This window comes from Novosphingobium sp. (assembly GCF_025351285.1).
In the GTDB taxonomy this organism is placed as follows: Bacteria; Pseudomonadota; Alphaproteobacteria; order Sphingomonadales; family Sphingomonadaceae; genus Novosphingobium.
In genome coordinates this window covers 1-17,485 of record NZ_JANXWG010000002.1, presented here as the reverse complement: position 1 = coordinate 17,485, position 17,485 = coordinate 1, and the positions used below count along the sequence as shown (strand labels likewise).

The following is a 17,485-nucleotide window of genomic DNA, read 5'->3' as shown; positions in this document are numbered from 1 at the left end:
AAGCGCGCGATCGTCCTGGTCGATGCGCGCCACGGGCTCAAGGAAGTCGACCGCGACGTCATGGGCATGCTCGACAAGGCCGCGGTCGGGTACAATATCGTCCTCACCAAAAGCGACAAGATCAAGCCGACCGCGCTCGCGGCGACCTTCGACGCGGTCCGTGCCGAAGCCGCCAAACACCCCGCCGCGCACCCCTTGATGTTCGCGACCTCATCCGAAACCGGCGAAGGCATCGCCGACCTCAGGGCGACGATTCTGGATGCGGTCGAGGGATGAAACTCGTCATCGGCAATCGCGCTTATTCAAGCTGGTCGTTTCGCGGCTGGCTTGCGGTCAAGCAATCGGGGCTCGAATTCGAAGAACTGGTCGTCCCGCTCTACGACGAAGCGTGGGAGCAGCGCCGCGAGGGTGACGAATTCTCGCCGTCGCAGGGCAAGGTGCCGATCCTGTGGGACGGCGATGGCGCCAATGCCGCAGTCGTGTGGGACAGCCTGGCGATCATCGAATTCCTGGCCGACAAGGTCGGGCGAGACCGGTTCTGGCCCAAGGATGACACGGGCCGGGCGATGGCGCGATCGATGGTCGCGGAAATGCATTCGAGCTATAACGCGCTGCGGTCCGAACTGCCGCTGAACATCCGCAAGCGCCATGACGATTTCGAACTTTCGCCCGAAGCGCGCACCGAAATCGTGCGCATCCTCACGCTGTGGGCCGAAGCGCGCGCGCGGTTCGGGGCGGGCGGGCCGTTCCTGTTCGGCACGTTCTGCGCGGCAGATATCATCTATGCGCCGGTGGTCTCGCGGTTCATGACCTATGCGGTGCCGGTGCCCGGATTTGCGCTGGGCTACATGCAGGCGGTGTGGGAGCACGACTGGATGCAGACCTGGGTTTCTGCGGCCGAAAACGAAGAATGGGTGATCGAGAAGTTCGAAAGCCAGGCGCACGCATGATGCGTTTCATCCGGCCTCTCATGCTGGCACTGGCCGCGCTGGGCACCGTGCTGGCGACGCCCGCGCTGGCCTGGGGTTCGCTCGGCCATCGCACCGTTGCGGCGATTGCCTGGGTCAACGTCAGCCCGCACACCCGCGTGCAACTTGCCGCGCTGCTGAAGCAGGCACGCGTGCTCAACACCCCCGAATGCGCGGTGCGCACGCTCGCCGATGCGTCGACCTGGGCCGATTGCGTGCGCAAGGACGGTGATCGTTTCCGCTTCGCCAGCCGCTGGCACTTCCAGGACGAGGACATCTGCCGTCCCTACGACCCGCAGGAGGACTGCGCCAACGGCAACTGCGTGACCGCGCAGATCGATCGCGATCGCAAGCTGCTGGGCCAGCCCACCCGCTCCACGTACGATCGGGTGATGGCGCTGATGTTCCTGGTGCATTTCGTCGGCGATATCCACCAGCCGCTGCATTCGGCCGATCATGCGCGGGACAAGGGCGGCAACGACCTGCTCGTTTCGGGCGGACGTTACGATGGCTACAATATGCACGAATTGTGGGACAACGAAGTAGCGAAAGAGGCCATCAACAGCGCACCCGGCCCGATGGTCCGCGGCTATTCGGATGCGGACAAGGCACGCTTCGGCGCCGGCGAGCCGACCGACTGGGGCCGCGAAAGCTGGGACCTGGCGCGCCGGCTGGTCTATCCGGCGGCGCTGGGGGGCGATCCATGCCGATCGGGCGTGCCGCGTTACGCCAGCTTCGATGCAGACGCGATCGCTCGCGCCGCCCCGGTTGCGCGCACGCGGCTGGTGCAGGCCGGCTTGCGGTTGGCGCGGGTTCTGGACGAGGCTTTGGGCGCATGACTGGTCTCGATACAGCAACCCTTGCCGAACGCCTGATCGCCTGCCCATCGGTGACGCCTGCGGCCGGGCTGGTGTTCGATTGCCTTGAGGCGATGCTCGAACCGCTGGGTTTTGTGGTCCACCGGTTCAGCGCCGGCGATGCGCCCGATGGTCCGGTCGAGAACCTGTTCGCGTTGCGTCAGGGCCCTTCGGGCAGCCGCCACTTCGCCTTTGCCGGCCATCTGGACGTGGTGCCACCGGGCGAGGGCTGGGTCAGCGCGCCATTCGCGCCCGAACGAAGAGGCGATCTGCTTTACGGCCGCGGCGCGGTCGACATGAAGGGCGCGATTGCGGCGATGGTGACGGCGGCGGCGCAAGTCCCCGCCGACGCCGGCACGCTGAGCTTCGTGATCACCGGCGACGAGGAAGGCCCCGCGCGCTTCGGCACGGTCAGCCTGATCGAACACATGCGCGCCAGCGGCCAGGTGCCCGATCTGTGCCTGGTGGGCGAGCCGACTTCGGTTCACCGGCTGGGTGATATGGTCAAGATCGGGCGACGCGGGTCGGTCAATATGTGGCTGACGGTCAAGGGCAGCCAGGGCCACGTCGCCTATCCGCACCTGGCCGACAACCCGTGCCGCAAGCTGGTGGCGCTGCTGGCCGAATTGAACGCGTTGCGGCTGGACGAAGGGACCGACTGGTTCCAGGCCTCGAACCTCGAGGTGACCGATATCGAGGTCGGCAACCCCGCTCACAACGTCATTCCGGGCGAGGCGCGTGCGCGGATTTCGATCCGCTTCAACGATCTGCACAGCGGGCAGGGATTGGTCGACCGCGTGAGCGCGATCGCTGCCAGGCACGATGGCACGGTCCGCGCGGCCATTTCGGGCGAATCGTTCCTGACCGCGCCCGGCGCGTTTTCCGATCTGGTGGCCGTCGCCATCGCCGCTGAGGCAGGCGTTGTGCCCGACTTGTCGACCACCGGCGGCACGTCCGATGCGCGGTTCCTCAAGGCTCTCTGCCCGGTGATCGAATTCGGGCTGTGCAACGCCACCATGCACAAGACCGACGAGGCCGTGGCGTTGGCCGATCTTGATGTGCTGGCGCGGATTTATGCGCGGATCGCGCGGGCGGCGCTATTGGGCGGCTGATCGGTCCAACTCGGGATTGTGCACAAGTCCCCCGCCGTTTAGGCCAGGCATGGCGACGGGGGCAAAATAATGGTTCGATTTTCACCGGTTGAAACCGGCACACCGCTGCGCGCGATGCCGCGCTGGGCACTTGCCGCCATTGCGCTCGCCATGATCGTCGGCTTCGTCATCCGCGCGCGCACCGGCGATTATCCGATGTTCCGCGACGAACTTTCGTCGATGGTCTTCGCCTCGCAACCGATGTCGCGGTTGTGGAGCTTGTGGATGGTGCGCGAAACCAACCCGCCGCTGTTCTATTCGATGCTGCGCGGCTGGCAGGTGCTGGGCGCTCACACCGTGACCGAAATCCGCCTGCTGCCCAATCTTGGCGGCGTGCTGGCGATCGGATTGGTCGGGGCGCTCTGCGCGCGGGTTTCGGGTGTCTGGGCGGGGGTGGTCGGCGCGGCTCTGGCCGCGGTTTCGGCCGAGTATGTGTGGTACAGCCAGTACATCCGCGGCTATATCTTCGAAACCGATGGCGTGCTGGTTTCGATGCTCGGGCTGCTCGCCTGGCTCGATGGCGGGCGGCGTGCTCGGCTGGGGCTGGCGGCCTATGTGCTGGGCGCGGCCTTCGGCTTCTACTGCCACGTCACGCTGGCGGTCTGGCCGGTGGCGGCGGGAATCGCGGTGATGATCGTGCATTGGCGGGCGCTGATCGAAGCGCGCGGTCGCAAGGCGGCAGAGTTCATCGGCGCCAACTTCGTGCTCGCCGTCCTGTGCGCGTGGTGGCTGTGGATCGCCACGCACCAACTAAGCAGCGACAACATCGATCACATCAAGCCGATGAGCGTGGCAGACCACTTGCGGCTGGTCTGGCACAACACGATCCTGATCCGCGATTTGCCACCTCACACCCAGATCTTGCGTTATATCCTGACATTGCTGATCGCGCTTGGCGCCGGCTTGCTGGTCCGCGGCAAGCCCGGGCGCACGCTGGTGATTGCCTGGGTGCTGGCAATCGTGCTGTTCCACCTGGCCGAAGCGATCCACCCGATCGTCAAGAACTGGGTGCTGTTCTGGCTGACCAATTTCTCGATCCTGGCGCTGGCCACGCTGGCGGCGGCGTTGCGCGGTACAGCGGCGCGCGCCGGGTTTGCGGTGGTGTTTGTTGCCGTGCTGGGCTGGAATTTGGCCGACAAGCTGCCGAATTTCTGGTGGGAGGAGTGGCGCACCGTCATCGCCACGCTGCGCAAGGACCCACAGGCGATCATGCTGGTCGAACAGCAGCAGCGCGGGATGCACGCCAACTGGGCGTGCAAGGTGGAATTGCAGGTCGACCATTGCCCGCTGCCGATCGCGGTGATGGATTCGAACGACACATCGTACGGCTGGACGCGCGAATTCATGGACCGCCCGCTGTTGCGCCGACCCGCGCTCGACGCGGTGCTGCTGCGCTACAAGCGCGTCTACGTGGTCGATTACGGCGGCCCCGATCCGCTTGTCACGCTGGGCGCACTCCCCCCGCACGACTGCTGCGTCGCATTCGTGCGCGGTCCATTCAGCCCGCAGGAGTTGCTGGCGGGGAAAGTCCCGAAGGTAAAATAACTCCCAATCGACGAGGCTTGGGCCGGGCCGTGATCTTGGCTTCCCGCATTTGCACAAGCTGGTGACCCTGCTAGACCCGCCTGGCCAGCAAAGCTCTTGAAGAGCGATGCGACAATATAACGGGTTGATTATGCACAAGACTGCCCTGCTGCTTGCTGCCACCGCGGCACTCTCGATTGCCAATTCGGCGCCGGTCTTGGCGCAACCTGCCGCCATGGCACTTACCCAGCCAGCGACGACCGAAGATGTGCGCCTGACAGCGTTCCTCGATGCCGAGTTCGCGCAGGATCTGAAATTCAGGCCGCAGCTTGCGACCCGGCTCGGCATAAAGGATGGCGCGGACAAGCTCGATGATATCAGCGATGCGGCGCAGCTTCAGCGGATCGAGGCCCGCCGCGCCAGCGTCGCGCGGATGAAGGCCATGTTCGATCGCAGGAAGCTGTCGTCTCGCGGGCAGACCAACTTCGATATCTGGGAAACCGAGCTTCGGCGCGCAGAGTTGCAATACAAGTTCCGCCGCTTCCAGCCGCCGTTCTACTCGTTCCTGTACTCGGTCCACGCGCAGTTGCCCGATTTCCTCATCAACACCCATACGGTGAGCGATGCCGCCGACATGCGCGCCTATAACGCGCGGTTGCGGGCCATTCCGGCGGTGCTCGACACCGCGATTGAGCAGTCGAAGCTAGCCGACGCGGCTGGCGTCCACGCGCCCCGATTCCAGATCGAACGCGTCATCGCGGGCGCGACAACGCTCACCACGGGCGCGCCGTTCGATGCTGGCAAGGATTCGCCGCTGTGGGCCGATGCCAAGGCGAAGCTGGCCAAGTTGCAGGCCGCGGGCAAAATGAGCCAGGCTGAAGCTGACGTGTTGCTCGCCGAGACACGCGCATCGTTGCTGGCGATGAAGCCGGGGTACGCGCGGGTGATCGCCTGGGCGCAGGCCGAACTGCCGACCGCGCCCAGCGGCAAAGTCGGCGCAATCTCGCTTCCCGGCGGTGCGGAATGGTACGCCGCTGCGCTGAATATCAACACCACGCTGGGCCTGTCGGCGCCGCAGATTCACCAGATCGGGCTTAACGAACTCAAGCGGATCGAGGGCGAGCAGGACAAGCTCGCGAAGGCCGCGGGCTTTGCCGATCACAACGCATTCTACGCCGATCGCGCCAACCGGTTCGCGCCGCAGCCGTGGACCGACGCCTTGCGTGAGGATTATCTGCGCCGTGCCAACGCGATCGTTGCGCACAACCGCACTTTGCTGGCCAGCCGCTTCAACCAGTTGCCGCAATACCGCGCCGAAGTCGTGCGCGAACCGTCATTCAGCGAAGTCGCGGGTGGCGCCGCGCATGCCGCTCCGCCCAGCCCCGACGGCGTGCGCCCCGGCCGGGTCTACGTCCACTTGCAGGGCAAGACCCCCGATCCGGCGCTGCTTCCCGATTTGATGTGCCACGAAGGCATCCCCGGCCACGTGATGGCGGGCGATATCCAGGTTCGGCAGCAGGGCACGCCACGGTTCCGGCTGGTCGGCGGCTACGTTGCGTTCAACGAAGGCTGGGCGCTCTATGGTGAGCAGTTGTGCAAGGAAATGGGCGCTTACGCCGATACTGCCGACGATTTCATGCACCTCGATCAGGAGCATTTCCGCGCGGCGCGACTGGTGGTCGATACCGGCATCCACGCGCTCGGCTGGACCGAACAGCAGGCGGTCGATTTCATGACCGGCACCGGCCGTTTGTCGCCCGACCAGGCGCGATCCGAAGTGCGGCGCTATATCACGCTGCCCGGACAGGCGACCGGCTACAAGATCGGCATGCTCACGATCATGGAACTGCGCCGCAAGGCCGAAGCCGCGCTGGGCGCCCGGTTCGACGTCAAGGCGTTCGACGACCTGATCATCAGCGATGGATCGCAGCCGCTGCCGGTGCTCGAAACACGCGTTGCCGAATGGATCGCCGGCCGCAAATAAAGGCCGCGTTATCTCACTCCAAGCTGGCTCTCGAACCAGTCGAACGCTCCGTCGTTCACCTGCCGCACGTGCGCCGGCTGGCGGATGCCGTGTCCTTCGCCCTCCAGGATCAGCAGCCGCGTCTTGACGCCCACCGCCTTGAGACCGTGCCAGAATTCGACCGACTGCACCGCCGGGCATTCCACGTCGTGCTCGCCCACGTAGATGAACGTCGGCGTGGTCGCCAGCTTGATCGATTCGAGCGGGGATAGCTTCCGGTAGATCGCTGGATCGTCGTAGACCGATGCGCCGAAGAACGGGATCATCCAGCGGTCGATGCCGTTCTGCCCGTAATAGCTGGTCCAGTTGGCGATCCCCGCGCCCGCCACCGCGGCGCGGAAGCGGTTGCTGTGCGTGACGGTCCACATCGTCATGAACCCGCCGTAGGAATGGCCCATCACGCCGAGCCGCTTGTCGTCAACGGGCGCGACTTTCTCGACCGCGTCGATGCCGGCCAGGATATCGCGCAAGTCACCGCCGCCGAAATCGCGGATATTGGCGCGGGTGAACGCCTCACTCTGGCCATAGCTGCCGCGCGGGTTGGGCTGGAAGATGTAGTAACCGCGATCGAGCAGCCGCCGCGTCAGCGCATCGCGCGCGGTATTGCCGATGAAGCCCGGCGTGGTCGCCGAACTTGGCCCGCCGTGGACCGAGACCACCATCGGATAGGTCTTGCCCGGTTCGACCACGCGCGGCGCGATCAGCCAGCCCTGCACGGTGCGCCCGTCGCTGGTCCACGACACGCTGCGCGCCGATCCCGCGCCCGTCAGCGCGGCGTTGACCTGGGTGATCGGTCCGGCCTTGGCGAGCGTCGCGATCGGGCCTGCAACGAGTTCGGGCGCGTGTTCGAAATCCTCGATCACCGCCGCCGCGCGCGTGCCGGTGCGGTCGAGCGCGATTTGTCCGTCGCCGGCGCGGATAGTCCGTTGCGCGGACCACAGCGTGCGCGTGGCGCCCGACGTGGGATCGACCGAAAGGATCGTAGCGCGATCGCCCACCAGCGCGGTCGCGATCAGGCGGCTGCCGCGCCACTGGATCGAGGTGAAGCTGCCGGCAAAGCCCGGCGTCACGTTGTGCGGACTGCCGCCCGAAGTCCCGGTTTGCGAGCCTCCGCTCGCGAGGGACACCAGCCAGATATCGCCGCCCACTGCGCCGAAATCGCTCATCAGCCCGCCGATATAGGCCAAGCTGCGGCCATCGGGTGACGCGCGGGGGAAGTTCAGTTGCTCGGTGGGTGCGGCAATGCGCATGAGTGCGCCGCTGGCCAGATCGACATGATCAAGCTCGGCGATCCACCAGTTGTTGTCGCCATCGCCCTTGGCCGCGGTGGCGACGAAGCCCCTGCCGTCGGGCGCCCAGTCGTATTCGTAGACGAAGGTATCGTCGGGCGAGACCGCGCGCGGCTGGTCCTGCCCATCGACGCTGAGCGTGGCGATGCGCTGCTCGTCGAAGCTCTCGCCGATGTCGCCCACTTGCGGAGCGGCGGCTTCGGTGGCGCCGGCTTCCTTGTGCGCACCGACGATTTCGAGCAGCGCCAGCGAGCGTCCATCGGGCGAAAAGCGCGGCCGCTGCGCCACCCCCGCCACCACCGCGCGCACCGAAACCGTGCCCTTGCTCACCAGGTACAACGTGGTCGTGCCCGCCTTGCGATCGCGGCCGAGGAACGCGATGCGCTGGCCATCGGGCGAGAACGTGGGGTCCTGGTACATGCACGTCACGCAAGGATCGTGGCTGGCCGTGACCGTGCCCTTGGCAGCGGTGCGGATCACCAGCCGCTTGTGCGGCTGTTCGCTGGCATCGGCGCGCTGGTCCGCCTCCATGACGGCGATCCGGTCCCCCGCCGGCGACAGCGCCAGCCCCGAGAAAACATGCTGCTGTGCGGGTTCGGCTGGCGCGGCCAGGACTGCGGCGAGCGCAAGGAACGGTATCGGCATTGTCGGGCGAACTCCGGGGCTTTCAGATCCTGCATGCTATGGCACGCCGGAACGATTGCGCCGATAGGCAATTCCCGACAAGTGGTTACCCGACCGCGCATGACAACGGAGACGCCAGTGCCCATTCCTGCTTCCGCCAGATTGCCACGGACGAAGGCCGTCTGCCGCTCCGCGATGGCGCCGATGCTGCTCGCGCTGCTGATGCCCGGCTGCGCCAGGGCCAGCAACGATGCCGACAGCGCGGCACCGGCCGAGGCACCGGCGCCGTTCAAGGTCAGCAAGATCGCCGATTTTCAGTACCCTTGGCGCATCGCCTTCATGCCCGATGGCCGCATGCTGCTGACCGAGAAGGCGGGCAAGGTGTGGCTGGTCAAGCAAGCTGGCGCAAAGCGCGAAGTCGCGGGCGTGCCGCGCGTGCGCTATGCCGGGCAGGGCGGGCTGCTCGGGATCTACGTTTCGCCCACGTTCGCGCAGGATCGCGGGGTTTACCTGACTTATTCCGAACCGGGCGGGACAGGATCGGGGCTGGCGCTGGCGCTGGCGACGCTGTCCGCCGATGGTGCGCGGCTCGATGGGCTCAAGGTGATCTGGCGCGAATTGCCGAAGGGCAAGGGCGGGCAATTCGGCGCGGCGGTGGCGTTCTCGCCTGATCACAAATACCTGTTTCTGACGGTCGGTGATCGCCAGCGCATGACCCCCGCGCAAAATTCCGATCTGCCGCAAGGCAAGATCCTGCGGCTGACGCTCGACGGGCATGCCGCGCCCGGCAACCCGATGGCGGGCAAGACCGGCGCCGCCACCGTGCCGCTGATCGACCCGCCCAGCGATACGGTGGCCGCCAAAACCGCGCGGATCATCCAGCAATTCACTTGGCCCGGCCCGAACCTGACGCCATCCGAAACCTGGGCGAGCGGGTTCAGGACGCCTTACGGCCTGGCTTTCGGCCCCGATGGCCGGCTGTGGGAGCTGGAGCACGGCCCGGCGGGCGGCGATGAACTCAACCTGGTCGAGCCCGGTCGCAATTACGGCTGGCCGCTGGTTTCGTACGGCGAAAACTACAACGGCGTGCCGATCCCCAGGCCCGATACGCGGCCGGACCTGACCGGGCCGGTGGTGCAATGGACCCCGGTGATCGCGCCCGGCAACTTCACGTTCTACAGCGGGGCGATGTTCCCCGCCTGGCGCGGGCAGGCGCTTGCGGGCGGGCTGGCCAGCCTGGGGATCGACCGAATCGTGTTCGACGGCAAGGGCGGCGCGCGCGTGGCCGAACGCTACGACCTCGGCTTCCGCGTCCGCGACGTGGCCGTGGCGTCCGACGGCGCGATCTGGGCGATCGCCGATGATGATCCCGGCGGGCTGTACCGGCTGAGCCCGAAGTAATCCGAATTCACCGCCCGCGCCGCAGCACCACGTAAACCGCGCCGATCCCGCCGTGGCGCGGTTGCGCGGGGCGGACGGCGGCGATGCTCGGGGCGTGGCGGCTGGCGGCCAGCCAGTCGAGCAGCTTGGCGCGGATCGCACCGCGGCGGTGGCCGCGCTGGTCGGTTTCATCGTTGGGGCGGGGCTTGCCGGCGATCAGCAGGATCACGCGCGCCTGACCGGCGAGCGCATCGGCAATCGCGAAATCGAGCCGGGCATGCGCGGCATCGAGCGTGAGGCCGTGGAGATCGACCGTGCGATCGGGCTCGATCGGGCCTTTGGCCAGCTTCTTGTCCCAAGATCCGTCGAGGCCTTTGGTCGACAGCGGCGCGGGGCGTGCGGGCGGTGGCGGCGGGACGGGCAGCGGCGGCGGCACGCGCCCACGCACCCGCGGCGCAGGTTTGGGTGGCGGGGGCGGCGCGACTGGCATGGCTTTGGGAAGCGCCGGCAACGGGGCGGGCGGATGGATCGGGGTGACCGTTGCGGCCAGCCGGCGCCACAGTTGCGCTTCCTCGGGGGTCAGGCCACCCGGCGCGGGGGCGGGGCGGTTTGGCCGAGGCTCAGGACGGGGTGGTCTCACGCAGCGCCGCTCATCGGCCGGTGAGGCGCGCGAGCACTCCCTTGGGCAGCAGCACCAGCGCTGTCCCGCGTGCATCCATGCCGCCGGCGATCAGGCGGGCTTCGGCGCCCGCGCCCCAGAAGCTGTCGAAGCGGTTTGCGCCCTTGATCGCGCCGCCGGTGTCCTGCACCACCCACAAGCCGTTGGTGGGCGCGCGATCGGTGGTCAGCCACACCGGCGCGCCGAGCGGGACATAGGCCGGATCGGCGGCGAGGCTGACGCGCGGGCGGACGGGTACGTTGAGCGCGCCGATCGGCCCGGTGACGGTGTCCGCCCCGGTCAGTTCGCGGAAAAACACATAGCTGGCGTCCTTCCGCATCAGTTCGCGGCCGTCTTCAGGGTGTTCGTGCAGGTATTTGACGATGCCTTGCATCGAGGACGCGTATTGCCCCGGTCCATCACCCAGCAGCCCTTGCGCTTTCAGGATCGAGCCGATGCCGCTGTACGGCCAGCCGTTCTGCCCGGCATAGCCGATCCGCATCACGCTGCCATCGGGCGCGCGCAACCGGCCTGAACCCTGGATCAGGAGGAAGAAGAATTCGGCCGGATCGGCGGCCCAGGCGATTTCGAGCCCGCGCCCGGCGAGGGCACCGTCCTCGATCTGCGCGCGGCTGTAATAGGGCACGAACTGGCCGTTCGCGTCATAGCGGCCCAGCGGCGCCTTGCCCGCCGAGATCACCGGCACCGGCGGTGGATCGCCCGGCTGGGGGTTGACCGGCGCCTGCCGGACCAGATCGGGCGGCAGCGCATAGATCGGCACGTCGAAGCCCGGTTCACGCGTGCGCGATCCGGCGATTTCGGGTTCGTAATAGCCGGTCACGAAAGTGGAGCCGGGCCCGACGACGGCGGTTTCGAACCAGGTTGCAAAGAACCCCGCGGCATCGGCTTGCGGCCAGGTTGCGGCAGCGGCGCAAGGAGCGGCCCAGTCGGCGGGTTGGGTGAGGCCGCTGGTGTCGGTGCGAATCGCGAGCTTGGGGCAACTGTCGTTGAACGAGGCGAGCGCGCCGACGGCCTTGGTTTGAGTCAGGCCCAGGCCGGCGACAGGCGGGCCATACGCAACGCCGGCAGTCAGAGCATTTCCGGCGGGCGAGGGCAGCGGAACCGGGCGCGGCACGCGGCCCGGAGCGACGGGTGGTGGACGCTGCACAACCGGCGGCGGCTGGTATCCAGGTGGAACCAGCCGTCCGCAACCAGCGAGCAGCGCGAGGGTGGCCAGCGCAAGACCCTGGCGCCAACCCGCCGACATCAACCCGTTATCCGTGCGCGAGTTCGGCGCCAGAGTCTCTAGGCGGGGTTTCGTCGGGATCGGTCTCGTCGAGCAGCCAGTCGGGATCGGGCGAGCTGAAATCGCGCACAAACGTCCACACGTCGCGGCTTTCGATCGCATCGTCGAGCGATCCTGCGACCACTGCGCCCGCCGAGTCGCGCGTGACGGCGGCGATATCCGAAACGAAGCGCACCGTGACACGGGCGTGCGGCGCGGAATAGGCAGCATCGACGATCGAGATCTCCTCGATCCGGATCAGCCGGTTGTCGAGCGTTTCGCCCGCGGCTTCGCGCGCATTGATCGCGTCGATGAAGTGGCCTGCCACGTCGTCGTCGCACAAGTGGCCGAGCGCGTTGCGATCGCCCTTCCAGTATGCATCCAGGATCATCGCATAGGCATTGCGCGCGCCGGCCAGGAACAGCCCGACATCGAACTTGCGGTCTGCCGCCACGATTGCGCGGATGCCACCTTCGGCCGAGGGATCGAAGCCGGGGCGTTCGGCCGGGGCCACTTCGCGCGGGCGCTGGTTGGCGGCGGTCTTGTCACCGAGCACGGGCACCGCTGGCTGCGTCGGGCGCAACGCGTCGAGCGCATCGGCGCGGCTGCGCAGTGGTTCTTCGTTCTGTTCGGGACGGCGTCCGAGTACGGCATAAAGCCGCAGGCCAAGGAAGACCGCGATCATCGCCAGGATCACAATTTCAACTATCACGCTTGCCTGTCCTGTCTGGACGTTGGTGAAGACGTCCTGCCTGCCGGGAAAACCCTGTCGGGCGCCATTGCCAACGATCCGGTTCGGCTTTCGACCGGATCGTGGCGTTTGGCGGCCGTGATGTTCCCAGCTCAACTATCGTGCATCAAGTAGGTACGAAATACAAATGAACAACGCGTGGACGGCGGGATGGTGCCGTACTGCGATAAAACCGCCTCGCGGGCACTTCACTGCCGGTTGTCGTGGTTAACGACATTGGCCGCACAACCCCGATCCGATCCCCAAATTTGCGACTCGGCGGGTGTTTCCCGAGACGCAAAAATGCTCTAGGCGCCCATACCAGCGCAACCCGCCCTATCGGGCTGGTCCTGCACAAGATCGCATATCAACAGCACAGGACGGTTTTCTGACCATGGCCGACGAAGGCAACATCATCTCGAACCTCGATCTCGGCACGCCGATCCCCAACGGTGAAGACACCGCGCCTGCGGTTGGCTTCATCGCGCAGTACGTGAAAGACATGTCGGTCGAGAACCCGAAGGCGCCCGAAAGCTACCAGTGGACCGACCAGCCCGAAATCGGCGTGGAATTCAACATTGCCGCGCTCAACATGGGGCCGGATGTCCACGAGATCGAACTGAAGATCAACGTTTCGTCCAAGACGCCCAATGGCACGCAGTTCCTGGTCGAACTGTCGTATTGCGGCCTCGTCGGCATGCGCAACCTGACCGAAGACCAGGTCCATGCGTTCCTCTACGCCGAGGGTCCGCGCCTGCTGTTCCCGTTCGCCCGCCGCATCGTAGCCGACGCGGTGCGCGATGCCGGCTATCCGCCGCTGATGCTCGAACCGATCGATTTCAACGGCTTGTACGTCAACCAGCTCGAACAGCGCCAGGCCGAGGAAGCGGCGGCCGAGGCCAATGCGCCGGGCGCCGGCCACGCCTGATCCCTTTCAAGACCCGGTGGTAAGGTGAACCTCCTAAAAGCCACCGGGACGATCGGCGGTCTGACGCTGGTCAGCCGCGTGCTCGGCCTGGTCCGCGACAGCCTGTTCGCGCGCTACATCGGCGCGGGGTTCGCTTCGGACGCGTTCCTGGTGGCGTTCCGGCTGCCCAACATGTTCCGCGCGCTGTTTGCCGAAGGCGCGTTCGCCGCGGCGTTCGTGCCGATGTTCAACCGCAAGGTGGCCGATCCGAACGGCGAAGGCTTGCGTACCGGGCTCGATTTCGCCGAGCAGGCGCTGGCCGTGCTGCTGCCCGTGCTGATCGTGATGACCGTGGTGCTTGAAGTCTTCGCCTGGCCTGTCACCTTCGCCTTGTCGGGCAAGTTCAACGGCATCAGCGCCGACCAGTTCGCCTTCGCGGTCAAGCTCTCGCGCATCCAGATCCCCTATCTCCTGTTCATCAGCGTCGTCTCGCTATTCGGCGGCATCCTCAATTCGATGCAGAAGTTCTGGGTCAACGCCGCCGCGCCGATCCTGCTCAATGTCACGCTGATCGCCGCGCTGCTGATCTTCCACAGCACCGATCCGCTGATCACCGCGCGCAACCAGGCGATTGGCGTCTCGGTCTCGGGCCTGCTGCAACTCATCTGGCTCGCCTGGTCCTGCCACCGCAACGGCGTGAGCCTGCGGCTGCGCCTCCCGCGCCTCACCCCAGAAGTGCGCAAGCTGATGAGCCTGATCCTCCCCGCCGCCGCCGGCGCCGGAGCAGTCCAGATCAACCTCGTCATCTCGACCGCGCTCGCCGCCAGCCTGCTCAGCCACGGCTCGGTCACCTACATCTACATGGCCGACCGGCTGAACCAGCTCCCGCTCGGCCTCATCGGCATCGGCCTTGGCACCGTGCTCCTCCCCACCATCTCGCGCCAGCTCGGCGCCGGGCAGGACCTCGACGCGCTCGACACCCAGAACCGCGGCCTCGAACTCGCGCTGCTGCTCACGCTCCCCGCCACCGTCGCGCTTGTCCTCTGCGGAGAACCCATCGCCGCAGGCCTGTTCGGCTACGGCCGCTTCGGCGCCACCGATGTCCACTACACCGCCCAAGCCCTCGCCGCCTTCTCGATCGGCCTGCCCAGCTACATCCTCGTGAAGGTGCTGACCCCCGGCTTCTACGCCCGCCACGACACCAAAACCCCCGTCCGCCTCGCGATCATCTCGATGGCGGTCAACCTCGTCGGCAACCTCATCCTCATCGTGCCGCTCAAGCACATGGGCCCGCCGCTCGCCACCGCGATCGCCTCCACCGTCAACGTCGTCATGCTCTACCGCACGCTGGTAAACCGCGGCCACTTCGCCGCCGACCGCCGCTTGCGCCGCCGGGCATGGCGCCTGCTGCTGGCCGCCTTGGCGATGGGCGTGGTGCTGTGGGCGCTGCAAGGCCGCGTGATGCCCTACGTCCACGGATCATGGCTGGCGCGGATCGCGGCGCTGACGGTGCTGGTGAGCGCAGGCGGCGCGGTTTACGCCGTGGCGACGTTTGCGCTGGGGGCGTTCAGCCTGGCCGATTTGCAGTTCTTGCGGCGCCGTAGAAAAGTGGCCTGAGAGAAGAAGAGCCTCCGGCGGGCAAGGGCCCCGAGCATTCGCTTGCGAATGCGACTACCGAGGATTCCCCTTGCATCCCGGGACTGGCTTGGCGGGGTGTGGCGTGATGGTGCGAGGCTGGTTGTTTGAGGGCCGCTTCGCGGCGGGTCCTTCCGGAAGTGGACTGTCTAGAATCGCCCAACAGCGGACCGACGGGAAACGCCCAATTGCGGACATCGAAAGGCACGGCTAAGTTGACGAGGTGGGAAACGAACCGATAGCAGCTTTCAACGGGGCCAATGGTTCGTTGCGGATCGGGGTCGATAGGTACCAATTTCCAGACATCGTAGATGACGACTGGGATTCGAACTGGCTCATCGTGTCCGGCGAAGCTGATCTCGACGGAAGGTTATGGTCTTTTCGAAACCCGTGCCTCACCACGTTCGAGGTCGAACGTCTAGCTGACTGGCTCGATTGCGTCGTTGCCCGCCAAACAGCACAATCGATTTGTGGGTTTACCGAACCTAATCTCGAATTCGAATGCATGTCGGACGAGACAGTTAGGATTTCCTTTTGGCTGGAGGCATTGCCGCCGTGGGCAAAGCCGGGCAGCGGTCTTGGCGACATCGGCTTCGAGGTGCCGATCAACGACGCGCTTTCGACTACCGCGACCTGTCTCCGAAACATACTTTCGCGGTTCCCGATCCGAGCGCGGAACGGCAGCTAACCACCAAAAGCTGCCGCCGACCGAATGCTTGAGCCAAGCACCGCTTTGGATCAGCAATTCCGAACCCGAACCAACCCCTCGTCGCCCCGTGCATGACACGGGGCTTGGCTTGTTTTGGCGTCGTTGGCTTAGGCCATCGGTTCAGGGGGTGGATGTAGGCAGCCAAGCCCCGCATCGAGTGCGGGGCGACGGAGTTGGCGGCGCGCGTCTTTGCTTTCCTACTTTGATCAGGTGTGGCTTAAGCTACGCGATGATCGGTGGTCTGCATTTTGCCTTTAAGAATGGTCCGCTTACTCCGGGACGGCGGATTGCTCCGGAATGGAAGGTCGCACTTCAGACTTCGGAATGGCAGGAGGTTGAGCACGCCGATCACCTCAAAGCGATCCGCTCTCAGTCCATTAAAACCCATTATCAGCAAAGCCTTACAGAGCAAACGTCGCCAACTGTCCCCCGCGCCGAAGGCGCTTTCAAACCCCCAAAAGTCTCAAGGTTTCACACCCCGTTCAGCGTCAACATCCAACCTCGACAGTCCCGGGATGCAAGGGTGGAGTCATCGGTGGTCGCATTTGCAGGGCAAATGCTTGGGGCCCTTGCCCGCCGGAGGCAAACCCTTAAAGCCCTTCCAATCAACTTCAGCGAGCCAAACCCAAATGCGCGTAGTTTCCGGCATCCAGCCCACGGGCAACCTTCATCTTGGCAACTACCTCGGCGCGATCCGCAACTGGGTGGCGATGCAGGATCAGATGGAATGCTTCTATTTCCTCGCCGATCTCCACGCGATCAGCCAGCCGCATGTTCCGGCTGAACTTGCCGCCAACACGCGCGAGATGGCGGCGGCTTTGGTGGCGTGCGGGGTCGATCCCGATCGGTCGGTGCTGTTCAACCAGGCGCAAGTTCCGGCGCATGCCGAGTTGCAGTGGTTGCTGAACGGCACGGCGCGGATGGGGTGGTTGAACCGGATGACGCAGTGGAAGGACAAGGCGGGCAAGAACCGCGATGGCCAGTCGGTGGCGTTGTTTACGTATCCGGTGCTCCAGGCGGCGGATGTGCTGCTGTATCAGGCGACGCATGTGCCGGTGGGCGAGGACCAGAAGCAGCACCTGGAGCTGGCGCGCGATATTGCGCAGTCGTTCAACTCGGCGTTTGCCAGCGAAGAGGCGCCGGTGTTCACGCTGCCCGATCCGATCATCCCGCCCGAGGCCGCGCGGATCATGAGCCTGCGTGACGGCAGCGCCAAGATGAGCAAGTCTGATCCCAGCGACATGAGCCGGATCAACCTCATCGACGATGCGGATACGATCATGGCGAAGGTGCGCAAGGCCAAGACCGATCCCGAACCGCTGCCGGGCGAGGCAGCGGGGCTGGAGGGCCGGGCCGAGGCGAAGAACCTCGTCGGCATTTACGCGGCGATGACCGGGCAGGGGGTGGACGCCGTGCTGGCGCAGTTCGCCGGGCAGGGCTTCGGCGCGTTCAAGCCTGCGCTGGGCGAAGTGCTGGTCGAGACTTTGAGCCCGATCGCGGAGCGGTTCAACGCGTTGCGTCACGATGGCGAAATGCTCGACGCGATCCTGGCCAAGGGTGCGTCGAGGGCGAGGGAAGTGGCCGCGCCGACGCTCGACGCGGCCTATCGCGCGCTGGGGCTGGTGCGGGGTTAGGCCTTCAAGATTCGGATTTGTCCTGCGATTGCAACTGGATGTAGTTCTGCAAGCCCATGCGCTCGATCATGTCGAACTGGCGCTCGATGGTGTCGACGTGTTCTTCCTCGC

The 17,485-nt window shown here is 65.9% G+C and carries 14 protein-coding genes and 2 pseudogenes; 11 read left to right on the top strand and 5 right to left on the bottom strand.

All coding sequences use genetic code 11. The features are described from left to right. The 6 genes and pseudogenes from Q0R16_RS00220 to Q0R16_RS00195 all read left to right on the top strand — a co-directional run. Positions 1 to 276: pseudogene (locus Q0R16_RS00220) on the top strand (YihA family ribosome biogenesis GTP-binding protein); the annotation flags it as partial. After that, positions 273 to 950, top strand: coding sequence for a glutathione S-transferase family protein (locus Q0R16_RS00215; protein ID WP_295630576.1), 678 nt, complete (start codon positions 273 to 275; stop codon positions 948 to 950). The pseudogene Q0R16_RS00220 and the gene Q0R16_RS00215, both read left to right, overlap by 4 nt. Then, positions 947 to 1,807 carry a S1/P1 nuclease gene (locus tag Q0R16_RS00210; RefSeq protein ID WP_295630573.1) on the top strand — a complete coding sequence of 287 codons (861 nt, stop codon included), beginning with the start codon at positions 947 to 949 and terminating at the stop codon, positions 1,805 to 1,807. Before Q0R16_RS00215 ends, Q0R16_RS00210 begins: the two co-directional genes overlap by 4 nt. Then, complete coding sequence (dapE, locus tag Q0R16_RS00205) at positions 1,804 to 2,937, top strand: succinyl-diaminopimelate desuccinylase (RefSeq protein ID WP_295630570.1); 1,134 nt, start codon at positions 1,804 to 1,806, stop codon at positions 2,935 to 2,937. The genes Q0R16_RS00210 and dapE overlap by 4 nt, the downstream gene beginning before the upstream one ends. A 69-nt stretch (positions 2,938 to 3,006) precedes the next feature. Continuing rightward, entirely contained in the window at positions 3,007 to 4,521 is a 1,515-nt protein-coding gene (locus tag Q0R16_RS00200) for a hypothetical protein (protein ID WP_295630566.1), read from the top strand. A gap of 130 nt (positions 4,522 to 4,651) precedes the next feature. Further along, entirely contained in the window at positions 4,652 to 6,484 is a 1,833-nt protein-coding gene (locus tag Q0R16_RS00195) for a DUF885 family protein (RefSeq protein WP_295630563.1), read from the top strand. Between the two features lie 8 nt (positions 6,485 to 6,492). Here Q0R16_RS00195 and Q0R16_RS00190 read toward each other — a convergent pair whose 3' ends face one another. Further along, entirely contained in the window at positions 6,493 to 8,457 is a 1,965-nt protein-coding gene (locus tag Q0R16_RS00190) for a S9 family peptidase (protein WP_295630561.1), read from the bottom strand. Between the two features lie 174 nt (positions 8,458 to 8,631). Here Q0R16_RS00190 and Q0R16_RS00185 point away from each other — a divergent pair, with 174 nt between their 5' ends. Beyond that, complete coding sequence (locus Q0R16_RS00185; protein WP_295630559.1) at positions 8,632 to 9,837, top strand: PQQ-dependent sugar dehydrogenase; 1,206 nt, start codon at positions 8,632 to 8,634, stop codon at positions 9,835 to 9,837. Between the two features lie 7 nt (positions 9,838 to 9,844). On the opposite strand, the gene Q0R16_RS00180 is transcribed toward Q0R16_RS00185, so the two are convergent. Genes Q0R16_RS00180 through Q0R16_RS00170 form a run of 3 tightly spaced genes read right to left on the bottom strand, consistent with a single transcriptional unit; the run spans position 9,845 to position 12,471 of the window. Then, positions 9,845 to 10,456: a Smr/MutS family protein gene (locus Q0R16_RS00180; protein WP_295630555.1), complete on the bottom strand. Its 612-nt coding sequence runs from the start codon at positions 10,454 to 10,456 to the stop codon at positions 9,845 to 9,847. Between the two features lie 10 nt (positions 10,457 to 10,466). After that, a complete protein-coding gene (locus tag Q0R16_RS00175) occupies positions 10,467 to 11,741 on the bottom strand; it encodes a murein transglycosylase A (protein WP_295630554.1) in 1,275 nt (424 codons plus the stop codon). Positions 11,742 to 11,748: 7 nt separating this feature from the next. Further along, entirely contained in the window at positions 11,749 to 12,471 is a 723-nt protein-coding gene (locus tag Q0R16_RS00170) for a Tim44/TimA family putative adaptor protein (RefSeq protein WP_295630551.1), read from the bottom strand. 412 nt (positions 12,472 to 12,883) lie between these two features. Here Q0R16_RS00170 and secB point away from each other — a divergent pair, with 412 nt between their 5' ends. The 4 genes from secB to trpS all read left to right on the top strand — a co-directional run bounded on the left by secB (position 12,884) and on the right by trpS (position 17,374). Next, positions 12,884 to 13,417: a protein-export chaperone SecB gene (gene secB / locus Q0R16_RS00165; protein WP_295630549.1), complete on the top strand. Its 534-nt coding sequence runs from the start codon at positions 12,884 to 12,886 to the stop codon at positions 13,415 to 13,417. A 24-nt stretch (positions 13,418 to 13,441) separates the two neighbouring features. Continuing rightward, the gene (gene murJ / locus Q0R16_RS00160) at positions 13,442 to 15,013 is read left to right on the top strand and encodes a murein biosynthesis integral membrane protein MurJ (protein WP_295630546.1); all 1,572 of its coding nucleotides are present in this window, start codon (positions 13,442 to 13,444) and stop codon (positions 15,011 to 15,013) included. Between the two features lie 241 nt (positions 15,014 to 15,254). Beyond that, a complete protein-coding gene (locus Q0R16_RS00155; protein ID WP_295630543.1) occupies positions 15,255 to 15,719 on the top strand; it encodes a hypothetical protein in 465 nt (154 codons plus the stop codon). Between the two features lie 650 nt (positions 15,720 to 16,369). Then, positions 16,370 to 17,374, top strand: coding sequence for a tryptophan--tRNA ligase (trpS, locus tag Q0R16_RS00150; protein ID WP_295630538.1), 1,005 nt, complete (start codon positions 16,370 to 16,372; stop codon positions 17,372 to 17,374). A 4-nt stretch (positions 17,375 to 17,378) separates the two neighbouring features. Here trpS and Q0R16_RS00145 read toward each other — a convergent pair. Continuing rightward, positions 17,379 to 17,485, bottom strand: a pseudogene (locus Q0R16_RS00145) (bacterioferritin); the annotation flags it as partial.

Excerpts from the sequence above, each read along its gene's own strand:
- Q0R16_RS00215 (WP_295630576.1), top strand. The coding sequence starts at position 273 with ATGAAACTCGTCATCGGCAATCGCGCTTATTCAAGCTGGTCGTTTCGC.
- Q0R16_RS00210 (WP_295630573.1), top strand. The coding sequence starts at position 947 with ATGATGCGTTTCATCCGGCCTCTCATGCTGGCACTGGCCGCGCTGGGC.
- dapE (WP_295630570.1), top strand. The coding sequence starts at position 1,804 with ATGACTGGTCTCGATACAGCAACCCTTGCCGAACGCCTGATCGCCTGC.
- Q0R16_RS00200 (WP_295630566.1), top strand. The coding sequence starts at position 3,007 with ATGGTTCGATTTTCACCGGTTGAAACCGGCACACCGCTGCGCGCGATG.
- Q0R16_RS00195 (WP_295630563.1), top strand. The coding sequence starts at position 4,652 with ATGCACAAGACTGCCCTGCTGCTTGCTGCCACCGCGGCACTCTCGATT.
- Q0R16_RS00190 (WP_295630561.1), bottom strand. The coding sequence starts at position 8,457 with ATGCCGATACCGTTCCTTGCGCTCGCCGCAGTCCTGGCCGCGCCAGCC.
- Q0R16_RS00185 (WP_295630559.1), top strand. The coding sequence starts at position 8,632 with ATGGCGCCGATGCTGCTCGCGCTGCTGATGCCCGGCTGCGCCAGGGCC.
- Q0R16_RS00175 (WP_295630554.1), bottom strand. The coding sequence starts at position 11,741 with ATGTCGGCGGGTTGGCGCCAGGGTCTTGCGCTGGCCACCCTCGCGCTG.
- secB (WP_295630549.1), top strand. The coding sequence starts at position 12,884 with ATGGCCGACGAAGGCAACATCATCTCGAACCTCGATCTCGGCACGCCG.
- trpS (WP_295630538.1), top strand. The coding sequence starts at position 16,370 with ATGCGCGTAGTTTCCGGCATCCAGCCCACGGGCAACCTTCATCTTGGC.